18 protein-coding genes are annotated in these 23,716 nt (G+C 74.8%); 10 read left to right on the top strand and 8 right to left on the bottom strand.

Annotated elements, in window-relative coordinates; genetic code table 11:
• Positions 1 to 8: 8 nt before the first annotated feature.
• Together pntB and ACFWA9_RS29105 are read right to left on the bottom strand one after the other, a co-directional pair.
• Positions 9 to 1,484 (bottom strand): Re/Si-specific NAD(P)(+) transhydrogenase subunit beta, encoded by a 1,476-nt coding sequence (gene pntB / locus ACFWA9_RS29110; protein WP_352290166.1) that lies wholly within the window; start codon positions 1,482 to 1,484, stop codon positions 9 to 11.
• Between the two features lie 6 nt (positions 1,485 to 1,490).
• Complete coding sequence (locus ACFWA9_RS29105) at positions 1,491 to 3,047, bottom strand: Re/Si-specific NAD(P)(+) transhydrogenase subunit alpha (protein WP_380390900.1); 1,557 nt, start codon at positions 3,045 to 3,047, stop codon at positions 1,491 to 1,493.
• Positions 3,048 to 3,362: 315 nt separating this feature from the next.
• Between ACFWA9_RS29105 and ACFWA9_RS29100 the strand changes: the two genes are divergently transcribed.
• Positions 3,363 to 3,875 (top strand): hypothetical protein, encoded by a 513-nt coding sequence (locus ACFWA9_RS29100; protein WP_380390898.1) that lies wholly within the window; start codon positions 3,363 to 3,365, stop codon positions 3,873 to 3,875.
• 71 nt (positions 3,876 to 3,946) lie between these two features.
• Here ACFWA9_RS29100 and ACFWA9_RS29095 read toward each other — a convergent pair whose 3' ends face one another.
• The gene (locus ACFWA9_RS29095; RefSeq protein ID WP_380390896.1) at positions 3,947 to 5,134 is read right to left on the bottom strand and encodes a protein-L-isoaspartate O-methyltransferase; all 1,188 of its coding nucleotides are present in this window, start codon (positions 5,132 to 5,134) and stop codon (positions 3,947 to 3,949) included.
• Positions 5,135 to 5,457: 323 nt separating this feature from the next.
• Here ACFWA9_RS29095 and ACFWA9_RS29090 point away from each other — a divergent pair, with 323 nt between their 5' ends.
• Together ACFWA9_RS29090 and ACFWA9_RS29085 are read left to right on the top strand one after the other, a co-directional pair.
• Entirely contained in the window at positions 5,458 to 6,393 is a 936-nt protein-coding gene (locus ACFWA9_RS29090) for a GNAT family N-acetyltransferase (protein WP_380390894.1), read from the top strand.
• A gap of 130 nt (positions 6,394 to 6,523) precedes the next feature.
• Positions 6,524 to 8,053 (top strand): hypothetical protein, encoded by a 1,530-nt coding sequence (locus tag ACFWA9_RS29085; RefSeq protein ID WP_380390892.1) that lies wholly within the window; start codon positions 6,524 to 6,526, stop codon positions 8,051 to 8,053.
• A 170-nt stretch (positions 8,054 to 8,223) separates the two neighbouring features.
• On the opposite strand, the gene ACFWA9_RS29080 is transcribed toward ACFWA9_RS29085, so the two are convergent.
• The gene (locus ACFWA9_RS29080) at positions 8,224 to 8,610 is read right to left on the bottom strand and encodes a VOC family protein (protein WP_359808622.1); all 387 of its coding nucleotides are present in this window, start codon (positions 8,608 to 8,610) and stop codon (positions 8,224 to 8,226) included.
• A gap of 477 nt (positions 8,611 to 9,087) precedes the next feature.
• Between ACFWA9_RS29080 and ACFWA9_RS29075 the strand changes: the two genes are divergently transcribed.
• The 3 genes from ACFWA9_RS29075 to ACFWA9_RS29065 all read left to right on the top strand — a co-directional run bounded on the left by ACFWA9_RS29075 (position 9,088) and on the right by ACFWA9_RS29065 (position 13,257).
• On the top strand, positions 9,088 to 10,308 hold the full coding sequence (locus ACFWA9_RS29075; protein ID WP_380390890.1) for an MFS transporter: 1,221 nt from the start codon (positions 9,088 to 9,090) through the stop codon (positions 10,306 to 10,308).
• Between the two features lie 293 nt (positions 10,309 to 10,601).
• Entirely contained in the window at positions 10,602 to 11,708 is a 1,107-nt protein-coding gene (locus ACFWA9_RS29070) for an AI-2E family transporter (RefSeq protein WP_380390888.1), read from the top strand.
• Positions 11,709 to 12,096: 388 nt separating this feature from the next.
• Positions 12,097 to 13,257: a hypothetical protein gene (locus ACFWA9_RS29065; protein WP_380390886.1), complete on the top strand. Its 1,161-nt coding sequence runs from the start codon at positions 12,097 to 12,099 to the stop codon at positions 13,255 to 13,257.
• Between the two features lie 96 nt (positions 13,258 to 13,353).
• On the opposite strand, the gene ACFWA9_RS29060 is transcribed toward ACFWA9_RS29065, so the two are convergent.
• Positions 13,354 to 13,911, bottom strand: a complete 558-nt coding sequence (locus tag ACFWA9_RS29060) for a pyridoxamine 5'-phosphate oxidase family protein (protein ID WP_380390884.1) — start codon at positions 13,909 to 13,911, stop codon at positions 13,354 to 13,356.
• Positions 13,912 to 14,185: 274 nt separating this feature from the next.
• Here ACFWA9_RS29060 and ACFWA9_RS29055 point away from each other — a divergent pair, with 274 nt between their 5' ends.
• Positions 14,186 to 15,226 (top strand): NAD(P)-dependent alcohol dehydrogenase, encoded by a 1,041-nt coding sequence (locus ACFWA9_RS29055; protein WP_380390882.1) that lies wholly within the window; start codon positions 14,186 to 14,188, stop codon positions 15,224 to 15,226.
• A 299-nt stretch (positions 15,227 to 15,525) separates the two neighbouring features.
• Positions 15,526 to 16,701, top strand: coding sequence for a macrolide family glycosyltransferase (locus ACFWA9_RS29050; protein WP_380390880.1), 1,176 nt, complete (start codon positions 15,526 to 15,528; stop codon positions 16,699 to 16,701).
• 57 nt (positions 16,702 to 16,758) lie between these two features.
• On the opposite strand, the gene ACFWA9_RS29045 is transcribed toward ACFWA9_RS29050, so the two are convergent.
• Together ACFWA9_RS29045 and ACFWA9_RS29040 are read right to left on the bottom strand one after the other, a co-directional pair.
• Positions 16,759 to 17,490, bottom strand: coding sequence for a hypothetical protein (locus ACFWA9_RS29045; RefSeq protein WP_329491570.1), 732 nt, complete (start codon positions 17,488 to 17,490; stop codon positions 16,759 to 16,761).
• Positions 17,491 to 17,506: 16 nt separating this feature from the next.
• On the bottom strand, positions 17,507 to 19,657 hold the full coding sequence (locus ACFWA9_RS29040; protein ID WP_380390878.1) for a bifunctional lysylphosphatidylglycerol flippase/synthetase MprF: 2,151 nt from the start codon (positions 19,655 to 19,657) through the stop codon (positions 17,507 to 17,509).
• Between the two features lie 250 nt (positions 19,658 to 19,907).
• On the opposite strand from ACFWA9_RS29040, the gene ACFWA9_RS29035 reads away from it, so the two are divergent.
• Positions 19,908 to 20,729, top strand: coding sequence for a methyltransferase (locus ACFWA9_RS29035; protein WP_352290190.1), 822 nt, complete (start codon positions 19,908 to 19,910; stop codon positions 20,727 to 20,729).
• Between the two features lie 24 nt (positions 20,730 to 20,753).
• On the opposite strand, the gene ACFWA9_RS29030 is transcribed toward ACFWA9_RS29035, so the two are convergent.
• Complete coding sequence (locus tag ACFWA9_RS29030) at positions 20,754 to 21,569, bottom strand: maleylpyruvate isomerase family mycothiol-dependent enzyme (RefSeq protein WP_380390876.1); 816 nt, start codon at positions 21,567 to 21,569, stop codon at positions 20,754 to 20,756.
• A 636-nt stretch (positions 21,570 to 22,205) separates the two neighbouring features.
• On the opposite strand from ACFWA9_RS29030, the gene ACFWA9_RS29025 reads away from it, so the two are divergent.
• Positions 22,206 to 23,582 carry an MFS transporter gene (locus ACFWA9_RS29025; RefSeq protein ID WP_352290194.1) on the top strand — a complete coding sequence of 459 codons (1,377 nt, stop codon included), beginning with the start codon at positions 22,206 to 22,208 and terminating at the stop codon, positions 23,580 to 23,582.
• The last annotated feature ends 134 nt before the right edge of the window (positions 23,583 to 23,716 follow it).

The raw sequence follows: 23,716 nt of genomic DNA, 5'->3' as shown, positions 1-23,716 counted from the left end.
GCCGGGGTCTACCCGGCGCTCCGGCCGGCCGCCGCCGTCCGGCGGGCGGCCGGGGCCGGGGCGTCCCGGCCGTCGTCGTCGAGGGCGCGCAGGATGTCCTCGACGCTCTGCTTGGCGTCGCCGAAGAGCATGGCGGTGTTCTCGCGGAAGAACAGCGGGTTCTGGACCCCGGCGTAGCCGGAGGCCATCGACCGCTTGAAGACGATCACCTGCTCCGCCTCCCACACCCGCAGCACCGGCATGCCGGCGATCGGACTGGTCGGGTCGTCGGTGGCGGCCGGATTCACGGTGTCGTTGGCGCCGATGACGAGGACGACGGAGGTGGCGGCGAGGTCGTCGTTGATCTCGTCCATCTCCAGGACGATGTCGTACGGGACCTTCGCCTCGGCGAGCAGCACGTTCATGTGCCCCGGCAGCCGCCCGGCGACGGGGTGGACCCCGAAGCGGACGTCGACGCCGCGCTCGCGCAGCCGGCGGGTGAGCTCGGCGACCGGGTGCTGCGCCTGCGCCACCGCCATCCCGTACCCGGGGGTGATGACGACCGACCGGGCCTGTGCGAGCTGCCGCGCCGCCTCCTCGGCGCGCACCTCGCGGTGCTCGCCCTGCTCCTCCGTCCCGCCGGACGGCGCCTCGATGCCGAAGCCGCCGGCGATGACGGAGATGAAGGAGCGGTTCATCGCCCGGCACATGATGTACGAGAGGTAGGCGCCGGAGGAGCCGACCAGCGCGCCGGTGACGATGAGCAGGTTGTTGTCGAGCAGGAACCCGGCGGCGGCCGCGGCCCAGCCCGAGTAGCTGTTGAGCATCGAGACGACGACGGGCATGTCGCCGCCGCCGATCGAGGCCACCAGGTGCCAGCCCAGCGCGAGGGCGAGCGCGGTCACCGCGATCACCAGGCCGAGGCCCGGGCTGACGGTGAACCAGACCGTCAGCGCGACGAACACGCCCAGCGCGCCGAGGTTCAGCGCGTTCTTGCCGGGCAGCATCAGCGGCCGCGAGGCGATCCGGCCGGACAGCTTGAGGAAGGCGACGACGGAGCCGGTGAAGGTCACCGCGCCGATGAAGATGCCGATCACGACCTCGGCGTGGTGGATCCGCAGCAGGTCGGCGGCGACGGCGACCTGGGCCGAGCCCCGCGACTCGACCTCCAGGTAGCTGTTCCAGCCGACCAGCACCGCGGCGAGGCCGACGAAGCTGTGCAGCACGGCGATCAGTTCCGGCATCTGCGTCATCTCGACCTGCCGGGCCCGCCACAGCCCGATCACGGCGCCCAGCGCCATCGCGACGACGATCAGGGCGACCGCGCCGGCGGTGATGCTGCGGGACGCCAGCACGACGGTGGCGACCAGGGCGAGCGCCATGCCGGCGATGCCGTAGACGACCCCGGCGCGGGAGGTGCGGTGCTGGGACAGCCCGGCCAGACTGAGGATGAACAACAGGGCGGCGACCAGGTCCGCGGCATGGGCGGCCGTCGTGGTAGTCATCGGGGCTCAGCCTTTCGAGAACATGGACAGCATGCGGCGGGTGACGGCGAAGCCGCCGAAGATGTTCACGCTCGTCAGCAGGATGGCCACGAAGGACAGGACGGTGACGAGCGCACCCCCGTGTCCGATCTGCAGCAGCGCGCCGACCACGACGATCCCGGAGATCGCGTTGGTCACCGACATCAGCGGGGTGTGCAGGGCGTGGTGGACCTTCCCGATCACGTAGTACCCGATGACCACCGCGAGCGCGAACACCGTGAAGTTCTCGGCGAGTTGGGCCGGTGCCACGGCGACGAGGAGGAACATCGCCAGCATGCCGAGGCCGATCAGGCCGAAGCGGGCGGCCGGGGTGAGCCGGGGCCGCTTCGGTTCCGGCGCGGCCGGCGCGGCCGCGGGCTGCGCGGCGGGCGCGGCCGAGACGGCCACCGGCGGTGGCGGCCAGGTGACCTCGCCCGCCCGGACCACGGTCACCGCGCGCTGGACCACGTCGTCGAAGTCGAGGACCAGCCGCCCGTCCTTGCCGGGGGTCAGCAGGGTGAGCAGGTTGACCAGGTTGGTCCCGAACAGCTGGGAGGCCTGGGCGGGCAGCCGGGCCGCGAGGTCGGTGTAGCCGATCAGGGTGACGCCGTTGGCGGTGACCACCGTGCGGCCCGCCACCGTTCCCTCGACGTTGCCGCCCTGGGCGGCGGCCATGTCCACCACGACGCTGCCGGGCTTCATCGCCGCCACGTCCGCGGCGGTGAGCAGCCGCGGGGCGGTCCGCCCGGGGATCAGCGCGGTGGTGACCACGATGTCCACGTCCTGGGCCTGCGCGTGGTACAGCTCGGCGGCGGCCCGGTCGTAGTCGGCGGAGGTCGCCTTGGCGTAGCCGTCGGTGCTCGCCTCCTGGGCGACCCGCACGGGGAGGTACTCGCCGCCCAACGACTTGACCTGGTCGGCGACTTCGGGCCGCGGGTCGGTCGCCCGGACGATCGCCCCCAGGCTGGAGGCGGCGCCGATGGCGGCGAGCCCGGCCACGCCGGCGCCGGCCACCAGGACCTTCGCCGGCGGGACCTTGCCCGCGGCGGTCACCTGGCCGGTGAAGAAGCGGCCGAACACGTGGGCGGCCTCGATCACGGCCCGGTACCCGGCGATGTTCGCCATCGAGCTGAGCACGTCCATCGACTGCGCGCGCGAGATCCGCGGCACCGCGTCCAGGGCGAGCGCGGTGACCGGGCGCGCGGACAGCGCCTCCAGCAGGTCGGGCCGCTGGGCCGGTGCGAGCAGGCCGACCAGGGTCGCGCCGTCACTCAGCCGGGCGATCTCGTCGGTGGACGGCGCGTTGACCTTCAGGACGATGTCGGCCCGCCAGGCGTCCCCGATCCGCGCGCCGGCCTCGGTGTAGGCCTCGTCGGCGAAGCCGGAGGCCGCGCCGGCCTCGGACTCGACCGCGACCTCGTAGCCGAGCGCCAGCAGCCCGCGCACCGTCGAGGGTGTCGCGGCGACGCGGGTCTCCCCGGTGGCCGATTCGGCGACCACACCGATGCGCAGCGGGGGGTGGTGCGTGGCGTCCTGTGCAGACATCACTCGTGCCTCTCTCGTCGGAGGAACTCTTGACGGTGGGACCTGCGCCCGAAGGGGGAGTCTCCTCCCCTTGGACGCAGGAACCTACCCGCCCGGGCCCCGCCGGGGGACGGGGCGAAGCCGTGACATGCTTCACCCGTTCGCGCCCTGTCGGGCGGGTCGGGTCGCGTGCTCGCCACCCGGGTGCGCCCCGGGTGCCGAGCCATCCTCGCTCCGCCGCAAGGTTTCTGACACCCCGTCCGATCGTCCGTCGCTTCGTGTCCGCGCTCGGTAACAAAGGTTGCCAGATGCATTTTCGGAAACTAGAGTTGTCGCATGACTTCGGCTGAGATCACCCTGGAAGAGCAGGCGCAGCTGGCCAAGGCGCTCCTCGACGCCCTGAATCCGCTCGCCTCGGCCCTCCACGCGCGCACGTCCGGGCTGCCCGAGGAGCGGATGTGGGAGGCGGAGCCGGTCGAGGTGACCCTGTCCGTCCTCGCCGCCTGGAAGGTGGTGGACGCGGAGGTCAAGCGGCTGACGGCGATCGCGGCCGGCACCGCCGGCTCCTACGGCGCGAGCTACGAGCAGCTCGGCGCGGTGTGGGGGATCACCCGGCAGGGCGCGCGCAAGAAGTGGCCCGAGGCGGTCACCCGCCCCGCGGGGCGGGCAGGCGCGGCCCTGCGGCTGTTCGGCGGTACGGCCGAGCTGGTGCGGGCCCCGGAGTCCGGCGGCTGGAGCTGGTCGGGCGAGGGCGCGGACGGCACGCGCGGCGCCGCCGACACCCGGTGCGCGAGCAAGGAGGAGGCCGCCGCCCACGCCGGAGCCTTCCTCGCGGCGCACGCCGCCTGACCCCCGCAGACCGGCCACCCCGCCGGACGGAGGTGGCCGGGCGGTCGGGCTCCCCTTGTCCGTAAGGGAGTTCACGGTCTCCTGGCGACGGCCGGGGCCCGGTCGTCCGGCGTGGTCGGCCCCGCGTCGGCCGGCCACCGCGGCCCCGACCCGGGATCGCGCAGCCACAGGAACTGGCCGTCCGGCAGCACCGTCATCCCGTAGTCGTACGGGGTCGGCCGCCCGAGCCCGTCCCACTGGTCCCAGGCGCTCAGCAACTCGTCGCCGACGCGCCGGGGGCCGCCCTGGTAGACGGTGACCGTGTCGTCGCCGGCCGCCGACAGTGCCGCCCACGAGCGGTCGCCGTCGTGGGCCCAGGCCGAGACGCCGTCCTCGTCTGCGGCGGTGAAGACCGCGACGTCCGGTACGGCCACGCGCAGCGCGAAGCGCAGGTCCCAGTCCTCGCGCAGGGGCGCGAGGTCGCGGTCGATCATGTGCTTAGCCTCGGGGGCGCCGGTACCGCGCACCGCCGCGTAGGCGCCCGGGCCCGTCGTCGGGGCCGGGTCGGTGGTGCGGTCGCCCATGAACTGCGCGAGGCCCTGGATCCAGCCGGACGCGCTCCGTCCGTCGGCGGCGACGTCGAGGGCGACGTGCCCGAGCCGCCCCCACGGGAGGACCAGCCGGCCGCCGGGGCGGGTCGCCGCCACCCAGACCCACGGCACCCGGTCGACCGCGTAGGTGGCGATCACCCGGTCCACCGGCCCGCCCGGGGGCGGTGTTCCGGTCGCGTCGGCCGTCACCACCTCGACGGCGGCGTCGACGGCGGCCAGCCGGCCGCGCGCGAACGCGGCCAGCCCCGCGTCCGACTCGGTGGAGACCACCCGGCCCGGACCGGCCCGGCGGGCGACCAGGGCGGCATTCCAGCCCTGGCCCGTACCGATGTCCCAGACCCGTTGTCCGGGCTCGATCAGCAGTGAGTCCAGCATGTCCACCACGACGGCCTGGGAGGACAGGCTTGAGGAGGGCAGCCCGCCGGTCAGCTGGGTGACCGCCGCCGCGTCCTGGTCGGCGTACAGCTCCCGCGCCCAGCTGTCGGGATCGGTGGCGCGGTCCACCGGCCGGTAGTCCCGCCCGTCCCACCGCCACAGCCGGTCCGGCGCGAACAGGTCGCGCGGCAGGGCCGCCACGGCCTCGCGCAGCCAGGGCGACCGCCCGGGCCAGGCCCCGCGCGCGGCCATCGCCGCGTCCAGCCGCGCCCGTAGGAGGGCCAGGTCGGGCATCACTTCTTGTGCTTCCCGCCGCCGGGTGGCGGCTTCGGGACCTGGCCGTCCGCGTTCCCCGGCGGGGGATCGCCCTGCCCCGGGTCGGGTGCGGGCTTCTCGTGGCTCCCCATCGGTATCCCTTCGTGTACGGTGCGACAACGGGGCCATCCTGCCCCGGCCACCGCGTCGGCGACAGGGGGTGCGACAGCGCACTCGGGGCGCCTGCCGCCGCGCACGCGCCGTCCCGGGAGGCGGTTCCCCGGGAGGTCGTCACCCCACCGAGATCACCACCCCGCCGGACGGAGCTGGCCGGGCGGTCGGGCTTGTGTGATCATCTCCGGATGATCTTCCGTGCCGCTACCGCAGACCCCTCCGACCTGGACCGTGCCGTCGCCTACCCGGCCGACGGCCCCGTCCCCGCCCTGACCGCCGAGAAGGTCCGCGAGGAGCTCGCCGAGAACCGGATCCGCCCCGAGTGGGTCTGGGTCGCCCAGGACGAGGACGGCGGGATCCTGGCCCGCGCCCTGTGGTGGGGCCGTTCCGACAGCGAGCGCCCGATCGCGCTGGACTGCCTCCAGGTCCGCGCGGGGGTGGCCGATCCGGCCGCTGTCGCCACCGCCCTGCTGGAGGCCGGCCACGCCGCCTTCGGGAACCGTCCGGGCTACAACATCTCGCTGCCGCGCGGCTGGCGGGCGGAGCCCGAGCTGGCGGAGGCGGTCGCCTGGCGCCGGCAGGCGGCGGGGCGGGCCGGTCTGACCCGGGAGATCGAGCGGCTCCGCTACGAGTGGACCCCGCGGCGCGGGACCGCCGAACCGACCGGGCGGCTGGTCTTCCGGGAGGGCACCGACGAGGAGTTCCTGGAGGCCTTCGTGCGCCTCTCGCAGGACAGCCTCGACCTGGCGACGCAGAACGAGCTGCTCACCATGGACGCCGGGCAACTGGCCCGGGAGGACTTCGAGTTCTACCTGAGCTGCCCCGGCGAGCGCTCGTGGTGGCGGCTGGCCGAGCTCCCGGACGGCACGCCGGCCGGGATGGCGATCCCCTCCGCGACGCCCTACCACCGCAACGTCGGCTACCTGGGCGTCGTGCCGGAGCAGCGCGGCCGGGGCCTGATCGACGAGATCCTGGCCGAGATCACCCGCTTCCACGCGGCGGCGGGCGCCGAGCGGATCACCGCGACCACCGACACCGTCAACGTCCCGATGGCCGCCGCGTTCGATCGTGCCGGGTACGAGGTCACCGAGATCCGCCTGGTCCTGGAGTGCCCCCCGCGGTAGCCCGGGGACCGGTGGCGACCGGCGCCGGGCGCCACCGGCTTCCGGAACCTGACGCTCCGTCATCCACCTGTGTCCGGTTCGGAACACGGTGCGCGGCGTGCCCGTGCCACGGGCGGGGGAGGCTCGGGGAATGCGCGGGACGGGGGAGTGGGGAGCGGTCCGGCCGGTCGTCCGCTGGGCGGGGCACCCGGGGACGTCGGGCGCGGTGCTGGTGCTGCTGGTCAACGACCATGTCGCCAAACGGCTCTGGCCGGGCGCGGTCACCGGGAAGGTCAGCGACCTGGCGTGGATGCTGGTCTCGCCGGTGGTCCTGGCCCTCCTGCTGACGCCGCTGCTGCGCCTGCGCGGTGACCGCCCGGCGATCGCCGGGCTGGTGGTCACGGCGGTGATGTTCACCGTCGCGAAGTCCGGCGAGGCCGGTGGCGAACTCGCCTCGACCGTCTGGTCGTGGAGCGGCGTACCGAGCCGGATCCAGGGGGACCGGAGCGACCTGCTGGCCCTGCCGGCGCTGGGCGTCTCCTGGTGGCTGTGGAAGCGGTCGCGGGCGACGCGGCGGCCCCGGCGGTGGGCGGCGCTGCTGGGCGTGCCGCTGGCCGTGGTCGCCATGGTGGCCACCTCCGAGATCGCGGAGCCGCCGCGGCCCGTCCTCTGGCACGCCGGGGCGCGGGCGATCCTGGACACCGAAGCCGGCCGGTGGGCGTCGCAGGACGGCGGCGCGACCTGGACCGAGGAGAAGCGGTCCGGTGACGTCGAGAAGTCCCGGCGGAACAGCCGGCCGCAGGACGGCCATTGCCTGGAGGGCGAGCCGGGGCCGTGCTTCCGACTGCTCGACTCCACCTCGCCGATCGAGATCAGCGAGGACGGCGGCCGGACCTGGCGGGCCGGGTTCGACCCCGGTCCGCCGTGGCGCGACGAGCCGCTCCCGCCCCCGACTCCGTCACCCACCGGCGTGGACGGGGCACCGGTCGACCCCGCCGTGCCGTCCCCCGGCGCGGAACCGACCGGCGGCCGCGCCGGGTACCCCGCCGACCTGTTCATCGTCCCCGCGCCGGAGGGCTGGGCGGTGCTGGCCCACTACCCGGACGGTGGACTGGTGCGCGGCACCCCCGACGGCACCTGGTCGCGCCGGAGTTACCCCGCCCACCAGACGATCGTCGTCCCCGAGCAGCCCCGCCGTCCGGCGCTGGGCCTGCCCGTGGCGCTGACCGCCGGTTTCGCCGGCGTGCTGGCGGCCACGGGCGCCCGGCTGCTGGTCGCCGCCGGACCGGCCGGGCGGTCGCGCGAGCTGCTGCTCCTGCTGCTCCGTCAGGGAATCTGCCTGCTCTGGGTCCGCCTCGCGGCGTACCTCTGCGGCGGCGAGCTGGTCCCGAAGGTGCCCGGGGTGCTGCCGGCGAGTGTGCTGACGGTGGGCCTGCTGCCGATGCTGTGGTTCCTGCGGCGCGGCCCCGCGCCGACCGGCCGCGCGGTTCCCGTCCTGGCCGTCCTCGGCTCCGGGGCCGCCGCGGTGGCGCTGATCCCCTACGTCCACTGGGCGGCCCACCGGCTGGCGGCCTGGTCGGACGCCTCGGACCAGGCCTTCCTCTGGGCCCTCGCCGCCACGGCCGCCGGCGCGGCGGTGGGCGCCCTCGGCCGCCCCGCGGGGCGCCCGAGGCGGGTGTGACGCGACGAGGCGGGTGTGAGACGCAACCGCCGGTGATCGCCTCGATCCCACGAGATCGCTCCCACGGGCGGGGGAGCGGTTCCGGCCGGTTCGGCCGGGCCCGTCACCGTCCGACGCACGGGCCCACCCTGCGGGCGGCTCCCTGAGGCCGCCCGCCGCCGTGACCGCTCCTACCCGCCGTGCACGAGCTGGATCAGGTTGCCGCAGGTGTCGTCCAGCACCGCCGTGGTCACCGGACCCATCTCGCGCGGCTCCTGGGTGAAGCGGACCCCGAGCGCGCGCAGCCGCTCGTACTCGGCGGGCACGTCGTCCACGGCGAAGGAGGCGGCCGGGATGCCGTCCTCGACCAGCGCCCTCCGGTACGGCCGCACCGCGGGGTGGCCGCTGGGCTCCAGCAGGAGCTCCGTCCCGCCCGGATCCTCCGCCGAGACGACGGTCAGCCACCGGTCCTGGCCGAGCGGGACGTCGTGCTTCGTCACGAAGCCCAGCACCTCGGTGTAGAAACGCAGGGCCTCGGCCTGGTCGTCGACGAAGACGCTGGTCAGGTGGATCCTCATGGACTACTGCTCCCCGGGTCACGATGCGTTCGGTGGGCACGTGGGTGACGGCGGCCGGAGCCGGTCGGTCCGGCCCGGCGTGCGGACGGCTCTGACGCCCTGGGCCGGCCGTCCCGTTCTACCAGGCCGTCCGGAGCGGAGGCAGCCTCGGCCCCGCCGTGTCGCGATCGGGAACGCCCCTGGGGCGCGCGCCGGGAACCGGGTGGTTTGTCCGGCCGGATCCGGGTGAGAAGAGGACCGGGTGGGCAGAGCGTGACCCGGGCGGCGGGTACCCCCACTCCTCGCCGTCCGGGCCCGTCCCGCCACGGCTCAGAGCCCGGCCACCGTGACGACCGCTACCGGCGGCCGGGCGGCACGCCGAATCCGTGCCGCGTCCCGCCGTGACGCCCTGAGTCCGCACCCTCCTCCTGCGGAGGGCCACGGCCATTCGGCGCAGCCCGGCCCGCGCGGCGCCGACCCGGTGCCTAGCGTGGGCGGATGACCGATCGTCGGATCGCGCGGCCGGCCGCCGGACGGCTGGGCTACCTCGGGGCTGCCGCCGCCTTCGCCGTCTGCATGGCGGGCACCACGCTGCCCACCCCGCTGTACGGGCGCTACCAGGCGGAGCTCGGCTTCTCCGAGCTGATGGTGACGGTCGTCTTCGCCGTCTACGCGTTCGGCGTGATCGGTGTCCTGCTGCTCGTCGGCAACGTCTCCGACTCCGTCGGCCGCCGGCCCGTGCTGCTCGCCGGGCTGGCGCTCGCGGCCTGCAGCGCCGTCGCCTTCCTGGCGGAGGGCGGTCTGCCGCTGCTCTGCCTGGGGCGGCTGCTGTCCGGGCTGTCGGCGGGTCTGTTCACCGGGACGGCCACCGCGTACGTGCTGGAACTCGCCCCACCGGGCCGCGAGGCCAGGGCGGGCTTCGTGGCGACCGCCGCCAACATGGGCGGCCTCGGCTGCGGCCCCCTGCTGTCGGGGCTGCTCGCCGAGTACGCGCCCGGGCCGCTGGTGCTGCCGTTCGTCGTGCACCTGGTGCTGCTCGCCGCTTCGTTCGCGGTCCTCTGGTTCCTCCCGGAGACGGTCGACGGGGCCCGGCCGCTGCGCACCGCCCGGCCGCACCGGCCGTCGCTGCCACCGGAGGTCCGCGGGGTGTTCGTGCCGGCCGGGATCGCCGCCTTCGCCGGCTTCGCCCTGCTGGGCGTCTTCACCTCGGTCAGCCCCGCCTTCCTCGCCGAGAGCCTGGACGTCCACAACTCGGCGGTCGTCGGCCTGATCGTCTTCACGGCCTTCTTCGCCTCCACCCTCGGCCAGCTCCTGGTGCCCCGCCTGGGTACGGCACGGGCGATCCCGCTCGGCTGCCTGGTGCTCATCGCCGGGCTGGCCCTGCTGGCCGCCTCGCTCGCCCGGACCACCCTCCCGCCGCTGGTGCTCAGCGCCCTGGTGGGCGGCGCCGGCCAGGGCATGGGCCTGCGCGGCGCGGTGGGCGCGATCGCCGCCGCCGCTCCCGCCGAGCACCGCGGCGGCGCACTCTCGGCGCTCTTCGTGGTCGCCTACTTCGGCATCTCGATCCCGGTCATCGGGGTCGGCCTGCTCGCCGAACCGCTCGGCCTGGCCGACGCCGGCCTGGTCTTCGCCGCCTGCATGGCCGTCCTCGCCGCCGCCTCCGCGCTCTACCTGCTGCGCCGGGCCCGCACCGCCCACCGACCTCGCACCGGCCACTGACCTCGCACCGGCCACTGACCCCGCACCGCCCACCGACCGCGAACTGCCCACCGACCCCGCACTGCCCACTGACCTCGCGCCGGCCACCGACCCCGTACCGGCCACCCGCTTGCCGCCCGGCCACCCGCTCCGTCGGCGCGGGAACCGCCCGGGCGGCGTCCCACCCGCTATCCATGATCCATGTCGCCTGCGCACCCCCGTAGCCCCCGGTCCCACCGCCGGCCCCCGACGCCGGGCGGCCGCCCACCCGCGCGTGGTGCCGCGCCGGCGGGCGCGGCGGCCGGCGGTGCGGCATGCGGGTGAGACGGCCCGGCCCGCGCAAAAGGCCGGCTCCCGCGGCGGCCGCCCCCGGCGCGGGCCCGGGGCTGCGCCGGCTCTCCGACTACGCCTGGCGGCTGCTGGTAGTCGCGGTGGCCGCGTACCTGGTGCTGACGGTGCTGGGCCAGTTCCACCTGATCACACTGGCCGCCTTCCTCGCCCTGGTGATCACCTCGGTGATCCGCCCGCTGGTCGATCTGGCGGCCCGCGCGGTACCCCGCCCGCTCGCCGTCCTGATCGGCCTGGCGGTGGCGCTGCTGCTGCCGGCCGGCCTGCTCGCGCTGATCGGCGAGAACGTGGCGGACGACGTGTCACGCCTCGCCAGGGAGTTCCAGGGCGGCCTGGACCGGCTGGAGAAGCTGCTGAAGGGACCGCCCCTCCACCTGGAGCCGACGTCCTTCGACGACCTCAAGCAGAAGGTCTCCGACTTCGCCGCCAAGCACCGCGCGACGCTGATCAGCACGGTCGTCAACGGCGCCCACCGGGCGGTCGAGCTCGGGACGGGCGCGGCGCTCGCGCTCTTCATGTCGGTGTTCTTCCTGCACTCCGGCGAGCGGATGTGGGGCTGGACCGCCGCCCAGCTGCCGCCGGCCGCCGCCGACCACCTCGACCGGGGCGGGCGGGTGGCCTGGCGGACCTTCGCCGGCTACACCCGGGGCATCTTCGTCGTCGCGGCGAGCAACGCGATCATGGTCGGCATCTCGCTGTTCCTCCTCGACGTGCCGCTCGCCCTGCCCCTGACGGTGCTGGAGTTCCTCGCCTCGTTCGTCCCGCTGGTCGGCTCCCCGATCGCGATGCTGGTCGCCGCCCTGGTGGCGCTGGCCGCCCGCGGCCCGGTGATCGCGATCGTGGTGCTGCTGCTGATCGTGGTGATCGGTCAGATCGAGGGCCATCTGCTCCACCCGCTGGTGATGAGCCGGGCGGTGAGCCTGCACCCGGTGGTGGTCGCGGTCTCGGTGCTCGCGGGCAGCATCGCGGCCGGGGTGATCGGCGCGGTGGTCGCCGTCCCCGCCGTCTCGGTGCTCTGGTCGGTCTACGCCGAGCTGCGCCGCCCGCGACCGGCGCCGCCGCCGACGCCCTGACGGCGCGGAAGGATCCGCCGGGTACGAACGGAGGGCGCGCTCCGGCGGCGCGGGGCGAGGTCTTTCGGACGCGCCGTCGGTGCGCGACCGGCGGTGGTACGCAAGGCCGTTCACGGCCGGGTGTCGGACAGGTGTTCAAGAGATGCCAAAATAATGGCGCACCCCTTGCGGATTGTGTGATCAGATGTGACGTCGCTGTGGCGCTTCCTGCCACAGGGGAGGGATCGGCCTGCCCCCGCACCAGGCCCCGTCACACAGGAGACGTACCATCAACACCGCTATCCGCCGGGCCGCGCGCGGCGCAGTTCCCCTCGTCGTCAGTGCCTCCGTCCTCGCCGCGGGCCTGACCGCCTGTGGCACGGTCGAGCAGCTCACCGCCGCCCAGAAGGTGACCAAGGCCTTCGACAAGCTCGGCGACAGCAAGGCCGCCGGCCTCACCTTCTCCGTGGACGCCTCGCCGGAGCAGATCGTCGCCTTCGGCAACGCCACCGGTGACAAGGTCGAGCAGAAGACCGCCGAGGCGCTGTCCGGCCTGAGCATCTCGGTCGCGATGGCCGCCGACAAGCCGCTCAAGGACCTCGACACCTTCAAGAACACCCGGGGCGCCGGCAAGGAGGTGACGCCGGACAAGTCGCTGCGCGTCTCCTACCTGCTCGCCGACAAGAAGGGCACCGCGCTCCTGGAGTTCCGTCAGGTCGACGCCAAGGCGTACGTGCGCGCCGACGCCAAGGGCCTGGTGAAGCTGGTCGGCGAGGACCCGGCGGAGGTGGACGCGGTCGCCGAGGACCTGCCCACCGAGCTGAACCCGGTCAAGGACGTGCTGGCCGGCAAGTGGGTCGCCTTCGACCTGCAGGAGCTCGCGGACACGGCCAAGAAGCCCGCCGACGCCGGCACCCCCGCCCCGTCCGGCCGGCCCACGCTGGACCCGGAGACCGCCGAGCAGCTGGCCGTCTCGCTGAAGGACGTCTTCTCCCGGACCGTCACCTTCGACGACAAGGGCAAGAAGGACGGCGCCGAGCACCTCCTGGTGAGCGCCCCGGCCCGACAGCTGACCGACGAGCTACTGAAGGCGCTCAAGCCGCTCTCCGCGAAGCTCCCCGAGCAGTTCGGCAAGCTCCCCACCAAGGTCCCGGACGACCTGGCCGACACCAGGATCGGCGTCGACCTGTACCTGAAGGGCGGCACCTTCTCCTCGGCCACCTTCGACCTCGCGCAGCTGGAGCCCAAGGCCGGCCCGGGCAGCACCTTCCCGGTCAAGCTCGCGTTCAACAGTTCCGCCCCGGCGGTCCAGGCGCCCACCGACGCGGTGAAGATCACCGACAAGGACATCCAGAACGCGACGCTCGCCCTCGTGAGCGCCGCCGCCGGTGAGGCCGGTGGCCCCGGTGCCCCCGTCGGCGCCGGCCGGCCCGGCACCCCGGGCAAGCCGCTGACCGACGCCCAGGTCAAGGAGCTCGTCGGCCTCGGCATGCCCGAGCAGCAGATCCAGGTCTTCAGCCGGCTCGGCATGGACTACGAGGAGATCAAGAGCCTCGCCCAGGAGGGCTGAGAGCAGTCCGGTGGCGCCGGGGCGTGGTGAGTCGGTTCGGCCGGCCCGCCACGCCCCGGCGCTCGTCGGGGCCCGTCCGGCCGCGGCCGCCGTCGCTCAGAACGTCCACCGGGTGTGGCTGTAGACCCCGTCGTCCCGGCCGAAGCCGTACGCGGTGACCGGCGCCACCGCGAACACCGTCACGCTCCCGTTCCGGAACGCGTCCCCGATCCCGTGGAAGGTGCCCTCGGGCGAGGTGATGTGCGAGCCGTACTGCGACTCGTACGCCGTGATCACCGCTTCCAGCACCGCCGGATCGGTCACCGGCTCGGCCGTGCCCTCGATCACGAGGTCGAGGCCTTCGGTGAGTGAGTTCCCCCCGGTCGTCAGCGCGCAGTGCCCGTCGTGGGCGAGGTTCCTGGCCTTCTGCTCGTCCGGGCCGGTGGAGAAGTACAGCACCCCCTCGTGCCAGGCGGCGATCACCGGAGTGACGTGCAGCCGGCCGTCGGGCCGCACCGTCGACAGCCAGAAGATCTCGGCGGCCTCCAGGCGGCGCCGGGCCTCGGCCCACGGGGTGGCCGTGACCTCCTCGGCGCCCGGACGGGGCCGGAGCGCGGAGCTGTAGCGGGCGTCGAGCTCGGTGGTGGGCTGCTGCGCGGATCCGTGGGCCTGCATGTCGGTCCTCCTCGCCTGTGGCCACCCTCCGGGTCATTCTCCCCGCCGCCCGCCGGCCCTGCCACGCGTCCGGCACCCGCCGGCGACCCGGGCGACCGGGGCCGGGCCGCCCGTCCCGGCGATCGGTGGCGGCGGACCGGCCGGCGGGCCGATCCTGGAAAGCGGAGGGCCCGGTCCGTCCACCCCGGAGGCCTGCCCACCTGCCCGCCTGCCCGCCTGTCCGTGCGCCCGGCCGTCCCCCGCCCGTCTGTCCGCCGTCGCCAGGAGGTCCGCCGTGATCACCGTTGCCGCCTACGCCACGCCCGCCGCCAAGGCCCCGCTGGCGAGGACGACCATCGAGCGCCGCCCGGTGGGGGAGCACGACGTCCTGATCGACATCGCCTTCGTCGGCATCTGCCACTCCGACATCCACCAGGCCCGCGAGGGCTGGGGTTCGGCGATCTTCCCGATGGTGCCCGGCCACGAGATCGCCGGCACCGTCGCGGAGACCGGCCCCGGCGTGACGAGGTTCGCGGTCGGCGACCGGGTGGGCGTCGGCTGCATGGTCGACAGCTGCCGGGAGTGCGAGAACTGCCGGGCGGGCCTGGAGCAGTACTGCGCCGAGGGCCCGGTCTGGACGTACAACGCCGTCGGCAAGGACGGGCGGCCCACCTACGGCGGCTACTCGCAGAAGATCGTCGTCGACGAGAACTACGTCGTGCGCATCCCGCAGGGGCTCTCGCTCGACGTGGCCGCCCCGCTGCTCTGCGCCGGGATCACCACCTATTCGCCCCTGCGCCACTGGGGCGCCGGCCCCGGCCGGCGGGTCGCGGTGGTCGGCCTCGGCGGCCTCGGCCACGTGGCCGTCAAGCTCGCGCACGCGCTCGGCGCCGAGGTCACCGTCCTGTCGCAGTCCCTGCGCAAGAAGGAGGACGGCCTGCGGCTGGGAGCCGACCACTACTACGCCACCGGCGACCCGAAGACCTTCGAGGAGGCGGCGGGCCGGTACGACCTCGTCCTCAACACCGTCTCCGCGCCGCTCGACTTCGCCGCCTACCTGTCGCTGCTGCGCACGGACGGCACCATGGTGAACCTGGGCCTCCCGGAGGAGCCGGTGCGGCTGACCCTCCAGGCGCTGTCGGGCAACCGCCGCAGCCTCAGCAGCTCGGGCATCGGGGGCATCGCCGAGACTCAGGAGATGCTGGACTTCTGCGCGGCGCACGGCGTCGGCGCCGAGATCGAGCTGATCGGCGCGGACGAGATCAACGAGGCCTACGAGCGGGTCCTCGGGAGCGACGTCCGCTACCGCTTCGTGATCGACACCGCCACCCTGTGAGGCCCCGCGCGCTCGGCCGAGCGGACGCGGGGTCAGGTCGAAGCGCGGCCCGGCGCCGACAGCCCGGGGTCCGGCCGCCCGTGGCCCGGGCCGCCGTAAATGCCGTGCGCGGCGGCCGGGTTGCGGGTTAGGGTCCTGAACATGTGCTTCCACCAGATCTACGGCTGACCGGACGGGGCAGGCCCCCGTCCCGTCTCGCAGACCCGAGTGACGCTCCGCCGGCGGGCTCTCCCGCGCCGGGCCGGGCGCACGGGTCTGCCGTGTCCTCCCCGCCGCAGACCTGAAACGAGTGATCGCCCATGTCCCGTCGCCGTGCCCACATCGCGATGGTCGGTGTCCCCGCCGTCAGCCACGTCCTGCCCAGCCTTGAGGTCATCCGCGAACTCGTGGCCCGCGGCCACCGGGTGACCTACGCCAACGACCCGGCGGCCGCCGCGCTGATCGAGGCCACCGGCGCCGAACTGGTCCCCTGCGCCTCCGTGCTGCCGGTCGGTGACCAGAGCTGGCCCGACGACCCGATCGCCGGGATGGACCTCTTCCTCGACAACGCCGTCCAGGCCCTCCCGCAGCTGCGCACCGCCTATGACGACGACCCGGCGGACCTCTACCTGTACGACATCGGCGGCTACGCGGCGCGTGCCCTCGCCGAGTCCCAGGGCCGCCCCGTCGTGCAGCTGTCCCCGACCTTCGTGGCCTGGCAGGGCTACCACCAGGAGGAGGCGGTCGAGCTGTGGGAGCTGCCGGGGGCCGCCGCCCACCGGGCGAGGTTCGCCCGCTGGCTGGCCGAGAGCGGCGCCACCACCACCGACGTGGACGCCTTCGCCGGTCTCCCCGTCCGGGTCCTGGCCCTGATCACGCGGGCGATGCAGCCGAACGCCGACCGGGTCGACGCGGACGCGGTGACCTTCGTCGGCCCCTGCTACGACCTGAGCGCGGACGCGGACGCCTGGACCCGCCCCGCCGGTGCCGAGAAGGTCCTGCTGATCTCGCTGGGTTCGGCGTTCACCCGGCGGCCGGAGTTCTACCGGCAGTGCCTGGCGGCCTTCGGCGACCTGCCGGGCTGGCACGTCGTCCTGCAGATCGGGAAGTACACCGATCCGCAGGACCTCGGCACCGTCCCGTCCAACGTCGAGGTGCACCCCTGGGTCCCCCAGCGGGCGATCCTGGCGCAGGCGGACGCCTTCGTCACCCATGCCGGGATGGACGGCTGCGGCGAGGGGCTGCTGGCCGGGGTGCCGATGATCGCCGTCCCGCAGGCCGTCGACCAGTTCATGAACGCGGACCGTCTAGTGGAGCTGGGGGTGGGCCGCCGGATCGACACCGAGGACGCCACGGCGCAGACCCTGCGGACAGCGCTGGCCGAGCTCGTCGGCGACCCGGAGGTGGCCCGCCGCTCCGCGCGGCTGCGGGCCGGCGCCCGGGCCGAGGGCGGCACCCGGCACGCCGCCGACCTCATCGAGCGCATGCTGGACTGATCGCCGGGGCGACCCGGCCGGGGCGGTGGGCCCGACCCGGCCGGGGGCCGCGCGGGATCAGCGGTGCGGTGTGCCGCCGACGAAGTCCTTCAGGGCGTCGAGGCGGGTCCGGCGGTCGGGCGGGTAGCGCCGCAGCGCGCGCTCGGCCTTGCGCGAGCCGGGGCGGTAGCGCCAACGGGCCCAGGGGGAGGTCGGCTTGGCCAGCCGCAGGATGCCGACCAGCCCGACCACCAGGGGCACCAGCAGGCCGATCACCCCGAGCGCCGTCTTGCCCTTGAGGATCGTGCCGACGCACAGCGCCAGGTTGACGAGCATCAGCGCGGCGAAGACCAGGTGGTTGGCCGTGCCCTGACCCACATCGGAGAACGGGTTGAACCCGGCGACCAGCAGCAGGCCGACCGCCACCGCGAGGAACGCCGCGTCGACCGACTTGCGGCCCTCCTTCGCCCAGTAGACGTCCTCCAGGTGCAGCCAGAGCGCGAACTCGTCCACGGCCAGGGCGGCGCCGGCGCCGAACAGCACGGCCAGGACCTGCGCCCCGGGACTGTCCGGCCGGTAGGAGAACTCGATGGCGCCCGCCACCAGCATCGCGAGGATGCCGTACACCTGGTGGTGCACGTGGGTGCCGCCGACCGCGACGTCGCGGAACGGTCCGCGGCCCGCCCTGATCAGCCGGGTGACCACCCTGGTCCCGGCGAAGGTCAGCACGAACGCGCCGAGCATCCAGAGCCCGACGCCGTGGTTGGGGACGGTGATGACCACCTCGACCTGGACCGATGCGCTCCGCACGGCGGTTCCGTTCCCGTCAGCCGTGGTGCGCGGGGACCTTGAGCAGGTCGCGCATCGTGGCGGAGGGCAGGTAGCAGCGCAGCAGGGCCAGCCCGATCCGGGGCAGGTCGGCCTCGTCGCGGTAGAGCAGGAACATCGGCTCGTAGCGGGGCTGGAACTTCGCCTTGAAGGAGTGCAGCGAGCGGAAGCCGTAGTACGGCTCCATGGCCGCGCCCAACTGGTCGAGGATCCGGTCCAGCACGGTCGGTGCGTGGGCCGGGCCGGTGCGTGCCAGCGGCGCGCCGGAGAGCGAGAGGTAGTGCGCGCCGTCGTCGCGCAGGGCGAGGCAGCTGGAGGCGATCATGAACTCGACGACCGGCCGGAAGCCCTCGCGGCGGCGGCGCATCATGTCCAGGGTCCAGCCCTGCGGCACCCCGCCCGGGCCGTACACCGGCATCCACGAGGTCACCCCGTGGAGGTGGTCGTCGCCCTCCAGCGCCAGGCCGACCCGCATCCGCGGATCCATCGCCTCCTCCACGCCGCCGAGCGTGAAGCCCATCTCCGGCAGCCCCATGTCACCGACCCACTCCTCGGAGATGCCGCGGACCTGGGCCAGCACCGGTCGCGGCTGTTCGGCGAGGGCGCCGAGCCGGTACTCGACGCCGTCCTTCCTGGCGCGGTTCAGGGCGGTGCGCACGTCCTGCCAGGCCTTGCCGCGGAACTCCAGGTCCGGCAGGTCGATCACGGTGTCCTCGGCGACCTGGACGGACCGCCAGCCCAGCGCGTCGGTGGTCCCGGCGGCCCGGGCGGTGGCGGAGAACAGGCACGGGACCAGCCCCGCGCGGTCGCACATCTCGGCGAAGCGGGTGATCGTCCGGCCCCGGTCGTCCGGTGCTCCCACCGGATCGCCCAGCGCGACCGCGACGCCGGCGTGGGCCCGGTAGGCGAGGTAGCTCCCGTCGTCGCCCTCGGGGAAGAAGTAGGAGTTGTCCGGCCAGGTGGTCATCCAGGAGAGGTTCGCCCCGCCGCGGTGGACCAGCAGGTCCGCGGCCCGGGTGCGCGGGTCCCCGGCGGACGCCGGCGCGGCTGCGGGCGCCGGCTCGGCACCGGGCACCCGGGCCCGGCCGCGCGGCCGCCTGGCCCGGAACGCCTCCCGGCCGGCGATCAGCACCACCAGCTCGGCCGTCCACACCACCGAGGTGGGGACGAACACCGCCGCGCCGGTGACCGTGACCTGCTCGTCGAGCGCCTTGCCGATCACGTAGGCGACCGCCACGAACAGGCCCAGCAGCGCGTTCAGCGCGCAGAGCAGCACCGTCCAGCGCCAGGCGGTGCGGCGCCCCCGGCGCAGCCCGTTGACCAGCAGGGCGATCAGCGCCACCGAGAGCAGCACCTGCCAGCCCGGTCCGCCCAGCCCCCTGGTCTCCCCGACCGGACCGCTGCCCGGTACCAGCCAGACGACCAGCAGGATCGCCGCGATCAGGACCAGGCCCGCCACCGCGAGCAGCCGCCACTCCCGGCGGCTGAGCCGGCCGGAGGTCCGGGCCGCGCCCGGGACCCGCAGCCAGTGGGTGGCCACGAGGCCGCCGGTGACCGCCAGCGCGTGCTCCAGGTCGTCGAGCCCTCCGACGTACAGCAGCGAGACGCCGGCGTAGGCGGCCAGGGCCAGCCGCAGCCGCTGCCGCCACGGCGAGGCGAGGGCCGCCGAGGCCACCGCGCCCGCGCAGAGCGCGCCCGCCGAGACGCCGACGTCGACGGTGCCGGCCAGGTCCTTCGCCCAGGTCCACGCGGTGTGCCGGAGGGCGAACAGCAGCAGGGCGGCCAGCAGGACGGCGCCGAGCTGGCCGGCCACCGTCACCGCGGCGGTCCAGCGCGTGCCGAGCCTCGCCTCGGCGAGGCCGCAGAGCAGCACGACGGCGACGAGCACCGGGAGGTAGTCGATCGGTGTCGAGCAGAACAGCGGACCGGTGGCCAGGGTCCACCAGCGGCCCTTCTCGAACGAGGGCAGGCCGTACGCGACGTTCGGGTACCACGACCGGTCGGACGTCGCGTCCCACAGGCCGCCCACGGCCAGCCCGACCACCAGGACCACCACGGCGGTGGCGACGGTGAAGGGGAAGCGCCGCAGCGCGGCGGTGACCGCGGGCAGGACGTCACGCCGCCACCGCGGCTCTGATTCTCCCGGCACCTCGCACCTCCGCACGGTGTGGCCGACACCCCCGCCTCGGGCCCGGAGCCTCCTTGCTCAGCGTAGCCGGATTCGGCGGACGGGGCCGGGCGGGGAGACCGGGCCGGGGCGGGCCCGTCCGGGCGACGGGACGGCCGCCCTTCGCTAGGCTCGGCGGTATCCGCGGCCCCGGTCACGGCCGGTGCGCCGGCGGTGTGCCGGGGCGCCCCCGGCGCCACGACGGCATGACGGCATGACGGGAGGACACCGGATGTCCACCGACCCGGTCGCGCCGGGCCCGGCCGGAGCCGACGGCGGGTACGGCGAATCCCTCTTCGAGCCCTGGCAGCCCGGCGAGGGCGAACGCATCGATCTCGGCTCCCTCGCCTACGACCACGTCACCCGCGCCCGGCTGCGCGCCCTCGGGGTCGGCGCGGGAGTGCGCTGCTGCGAGGTGGGAGCCGGTACCGGCACGATCGCGCGCTGGCTGGCGACGGCGGGCGGGGCCGGCGAGGTCCTCGCCGTCGACCGGGACACCCGCTTCGTCGAACCGTTCGCGGGCGGGGCGCTGCGGACGCTCACGGCGGACGTCTCCTCGCCCGACTTCGACCCCGGCGGCCGGTTCGACCTGGTGCACGCGCGCTTCGTGCTGATGCACCTGCCGGAACGGCACCGCGTCCTGGCCCGCCTGCGGGACCTCCTCGTCCCGGGCGGGTACCTCGTCCTCGGGGACCCGGTCGACCTCACCACGGCCGCGCCGCCGGACACCCCGTACCGGCTCGCGATGCGGGCGATGTGGCGGGCGCTGCGGACGTCCATCGGCACGGACATCAGCTGGACCCCCGACTGTCCGCGGCTGCTGCGCGACCTCGGACTGTCCGAGGTCGGCGCGGAGGTGTTCGTGCCCGCCCTGGTCGCGGACGCCCCGATCACCGCGTTCTGGCTGGACACCTGGGACCGCACCCGCGAGGCCATGCTCGCCACCGGCCTCGTCGACGCCCGGCTCCTCGACGAGGCGCGGGAGGCCCTCGCCACGGGCACCGTCGCGGACCTCTCGCCCGGCCTGGTCACCAGCTGGGGGCGGCTGCCCTGAGCGGCGTACGCCCCGAGGCGGCGCTCAGGGGGCGGTGAACAGCAGCGGGAACCCGAGGGCGAGCCACGGCCTGCGCCCCCAGGCGAGGACCTTGCCCCGGGCCAGCACCGCGTACGGGCCGCACCGGCCCAGGGCGAGCAGCAGGAAGGCCACCGGCTCGGTGAGGATCGTGCAGTCCGGTCGGCGGGCCGGGCCGGCGGAGACCTCGGCCACGCCGTCGCGGAAGGTCACCGTGAAGCGGGCGCCGCCGCGCACCCGCAGGTCGTAGCAGGCGGTGTGACCGGCGGCGGAGCGGCCGTCGACCACCCGCGGCATGGCGGCCATCAGGAACGGTACGGTCAGCGCCACCCGGTGACGGTCCACCATGTGCGGCCGCCGCAGCGCGACGGCCAGGTCGTACCCGTGGCCGAGCATATGGGTGATCAGGTACGAGGCCAGCGTGGCCAGGTCCATCGGTCCGAGCGGGGTCAGCACCTCGGTCGACGCGGGCCGGCCGGCACAGGCCTCGGTGAAGGCGCGGGCGTGCCGGGCGATCTGCTCGGCGAGGACGACCGCGTCCCGTTCGGGGAACGCGGCCAGGGACGCCGCGTTGGCGGCGGCCAGGCCGGCCGGTGTGCCGTCGCCGTAGGTCCGCCGCTCACCGGCGGCCAGTTCGGCCATCAGCCCGTTGGCCAGGGCGAGATGGGCCGCCGCCTCGCCCACGGTCCACAGCGCGCCCGGGATCGGCCGGCCGGTGTCGGGGCGGTCGCGGAGCAGCGCCGCGATGTCCTCGGCCACGCCGAGGACGGCGTCGAGGAGGGCGGGCTGCACGGAGCCCCGGGGGGCCGGCGTAGGGGTCATGGAGCTGAAGCGTGGACCAGGTGCGCCCGGGTGTCCAGGGGTTCGGCAGCGGAGATTACCGGTGGGTAGGTCCGCCCGGTCGCCGCCGGACCGGCCGGGCGGCCGTCCCGGCAGGGGCGGCGGCCGGGTCCCTCGTCGGACTGTTCGTCAGAGCGGCCGCCCCGAGGGCGGGTCGCGGCCCGCCCGAGGTCCGGTCGTCACCATCGGCCGCCCGCTACCGGCGGGTTGGGTGTCCGGCGCGGGGCGGCGGGGCCGGTCCAGCTGTCCGGGGGCCCCGTTGACGATCCGTGGCAGCCGCCCGTGCCATCACATATCAGGCAATTCCGACATTTACCGTGTTCGGGTGAGAAGTGTCACCCGGTCCGCCCGGCCGGAGCGCGCGGAGCGGTGCTTCCCGGGCCTGGCAGGCCGAAGCCCCCGCCGCACGGGTCCCAGGGCCCGTCCGGTTCGGGACCAAGGGCCCGGAACCGGCGGACCTTCGTCCCCGTCGGGACCGCTTCGGAGCGGGCAACCGTGGACGGTCGCCCGGTGGGTCCGGGTGACGGGGTCGTCCGACCGGGCGGCCCCGACTTCTGCCGTCTACCAGGCGCACGGAGTGCGGGAGCACCGCCGTACGCCCCGGAGGACCCGAATTCCATGTCCCGAACCATCGACAACGCCCCGTATACCGCCTTCCACCGGAGACTGGCCCTGGCCTGTTCCGGCGGGCCCCTGCTGGACGGTTACATCCTGAGCATCGTCGGCGTGGCCCTGATCGGGATGCGTCCCGAGCTCGGCCTCTCCACCGCCGAGGTCAGCCTGATCGGCGCCGCCGCCCTGGTCGGCATGTTCGTCGGAGGCGCCCTGTTCGGCGTGCTGACCGACAAGATCGGCCGGGAGGTGATGTACACCGCCGACCTGCTGGTGATGGTCGTCTGCTCGGTGCTCTCCTTCTGGGTCGACCAGGTGTGGGCGATCGCCGTGCTGCGCTTCGTGCTCGGCCTGGCCGTGGCGGCCGACTACCCGATCGCGACCTCGCTGCTCGCCGAGTGGCTGCCGGCCCGCCACCGCGGGCGGCTGCTCGGCCAGCAGATCATCGCCTGGTACGCCGGTTCCGTCCTCGCCTACCTGACGGGCTACCTGTTCCTTCGGATCGGCGGGAACGGCAGCTGGCGCTGGATGCTGGCCAGCTCCGCGGTGCTCTGCGTGGTGTTCCTGGTGATCCGGCGCGGGTCGCCCGAGTCGCCGCGCTGGCTGGCCGCCAACGGGCGGGTCGGTGACGCGGTGCGCGTGGTCGAGAAGCACCTGGGCGTCCGGGTCGACGGACGGGAACTGATGCCCGACCCGGCCGAGGCGGGCCGTCCCAGCGGCCTGCGGCTGCTGATGACCGAGCCCTACCGGCGCCGCACGCTCTTCTGCGGGCTGTTCTTCCTCTGCCAGGTCGGCCCGCTCTTCGCGATGCTGACCTTCGGCCCGCAGATCCTGGCCTCCTTCGGCATGCCGGGCGGCACCGTGCTGGACACCCTCGGCACGGCCCTGGTGAGCCTGGTCTTCCTGCTGGGCTGCTTCCCGGCGCTCCGGCTGATCGACACCTGGGGCCGTCGTCCGGTGATCATCTGGTCGTTCGCCCTGATGATCGTGCCGCTCGCTCTGCTGGGTGTCTGGCCGGCCGCCCCGGCGGCCGTCGCAGTCATCGCGCTCTGTGCCTACGCGTTCCTGTGCGGCGGCCCGAACGTGCTCGACTGGACCTACCCGAACGAACTCTTCCCGACCGAGATCCGGGCGACGGCGGTCGGCGTCGCGACCTCGGTGAGCCGGATCGGCGCGGCCGTGGGCACGTACCTGCTGCCGCTGTCGCTCAGCGGCCTCGGGACCGGGCCGACCATGCTGATCGCGGCCGGCACCACGGCGGTCGGCCTGCTGGTGTGCGTGCTGTGGGCCGAGGAGACGCGCGGCACCGGCCTGGGGGCGGCCTCGGCCGCCGGCTCCGGGTCGGCCGCGCCGGCCCGGCCGACCCCTGAGCCGGTCGGCTGACAGCCGGGCGTCGTGGCCCTGCCGGAGTGGGGCGGGGGCCCCGCCGACGTCCCCCAACCGCGGCCGCGCGCCGGGCGGGGGGGGGCGGGGGCGGGCACCCGCCCGGTGGCGGCGGCGTGGGCGACCACCCCGCC

The sequence above is a fragment of the Kitasatospora sp. NPDC059973 genome, from assembly GCF_042737525.1.
Classification (GTDB): Bacteria; Actinomycetota; Actinomycetes; order Streptomycetales; family Streptomycetaceae; genus Kitasatospora.
The sequence above is the reverse complement of the archived record's forward strand: the minus strand, read 5'-3'. Positions and strand labels throughout refer to the sequence as shown.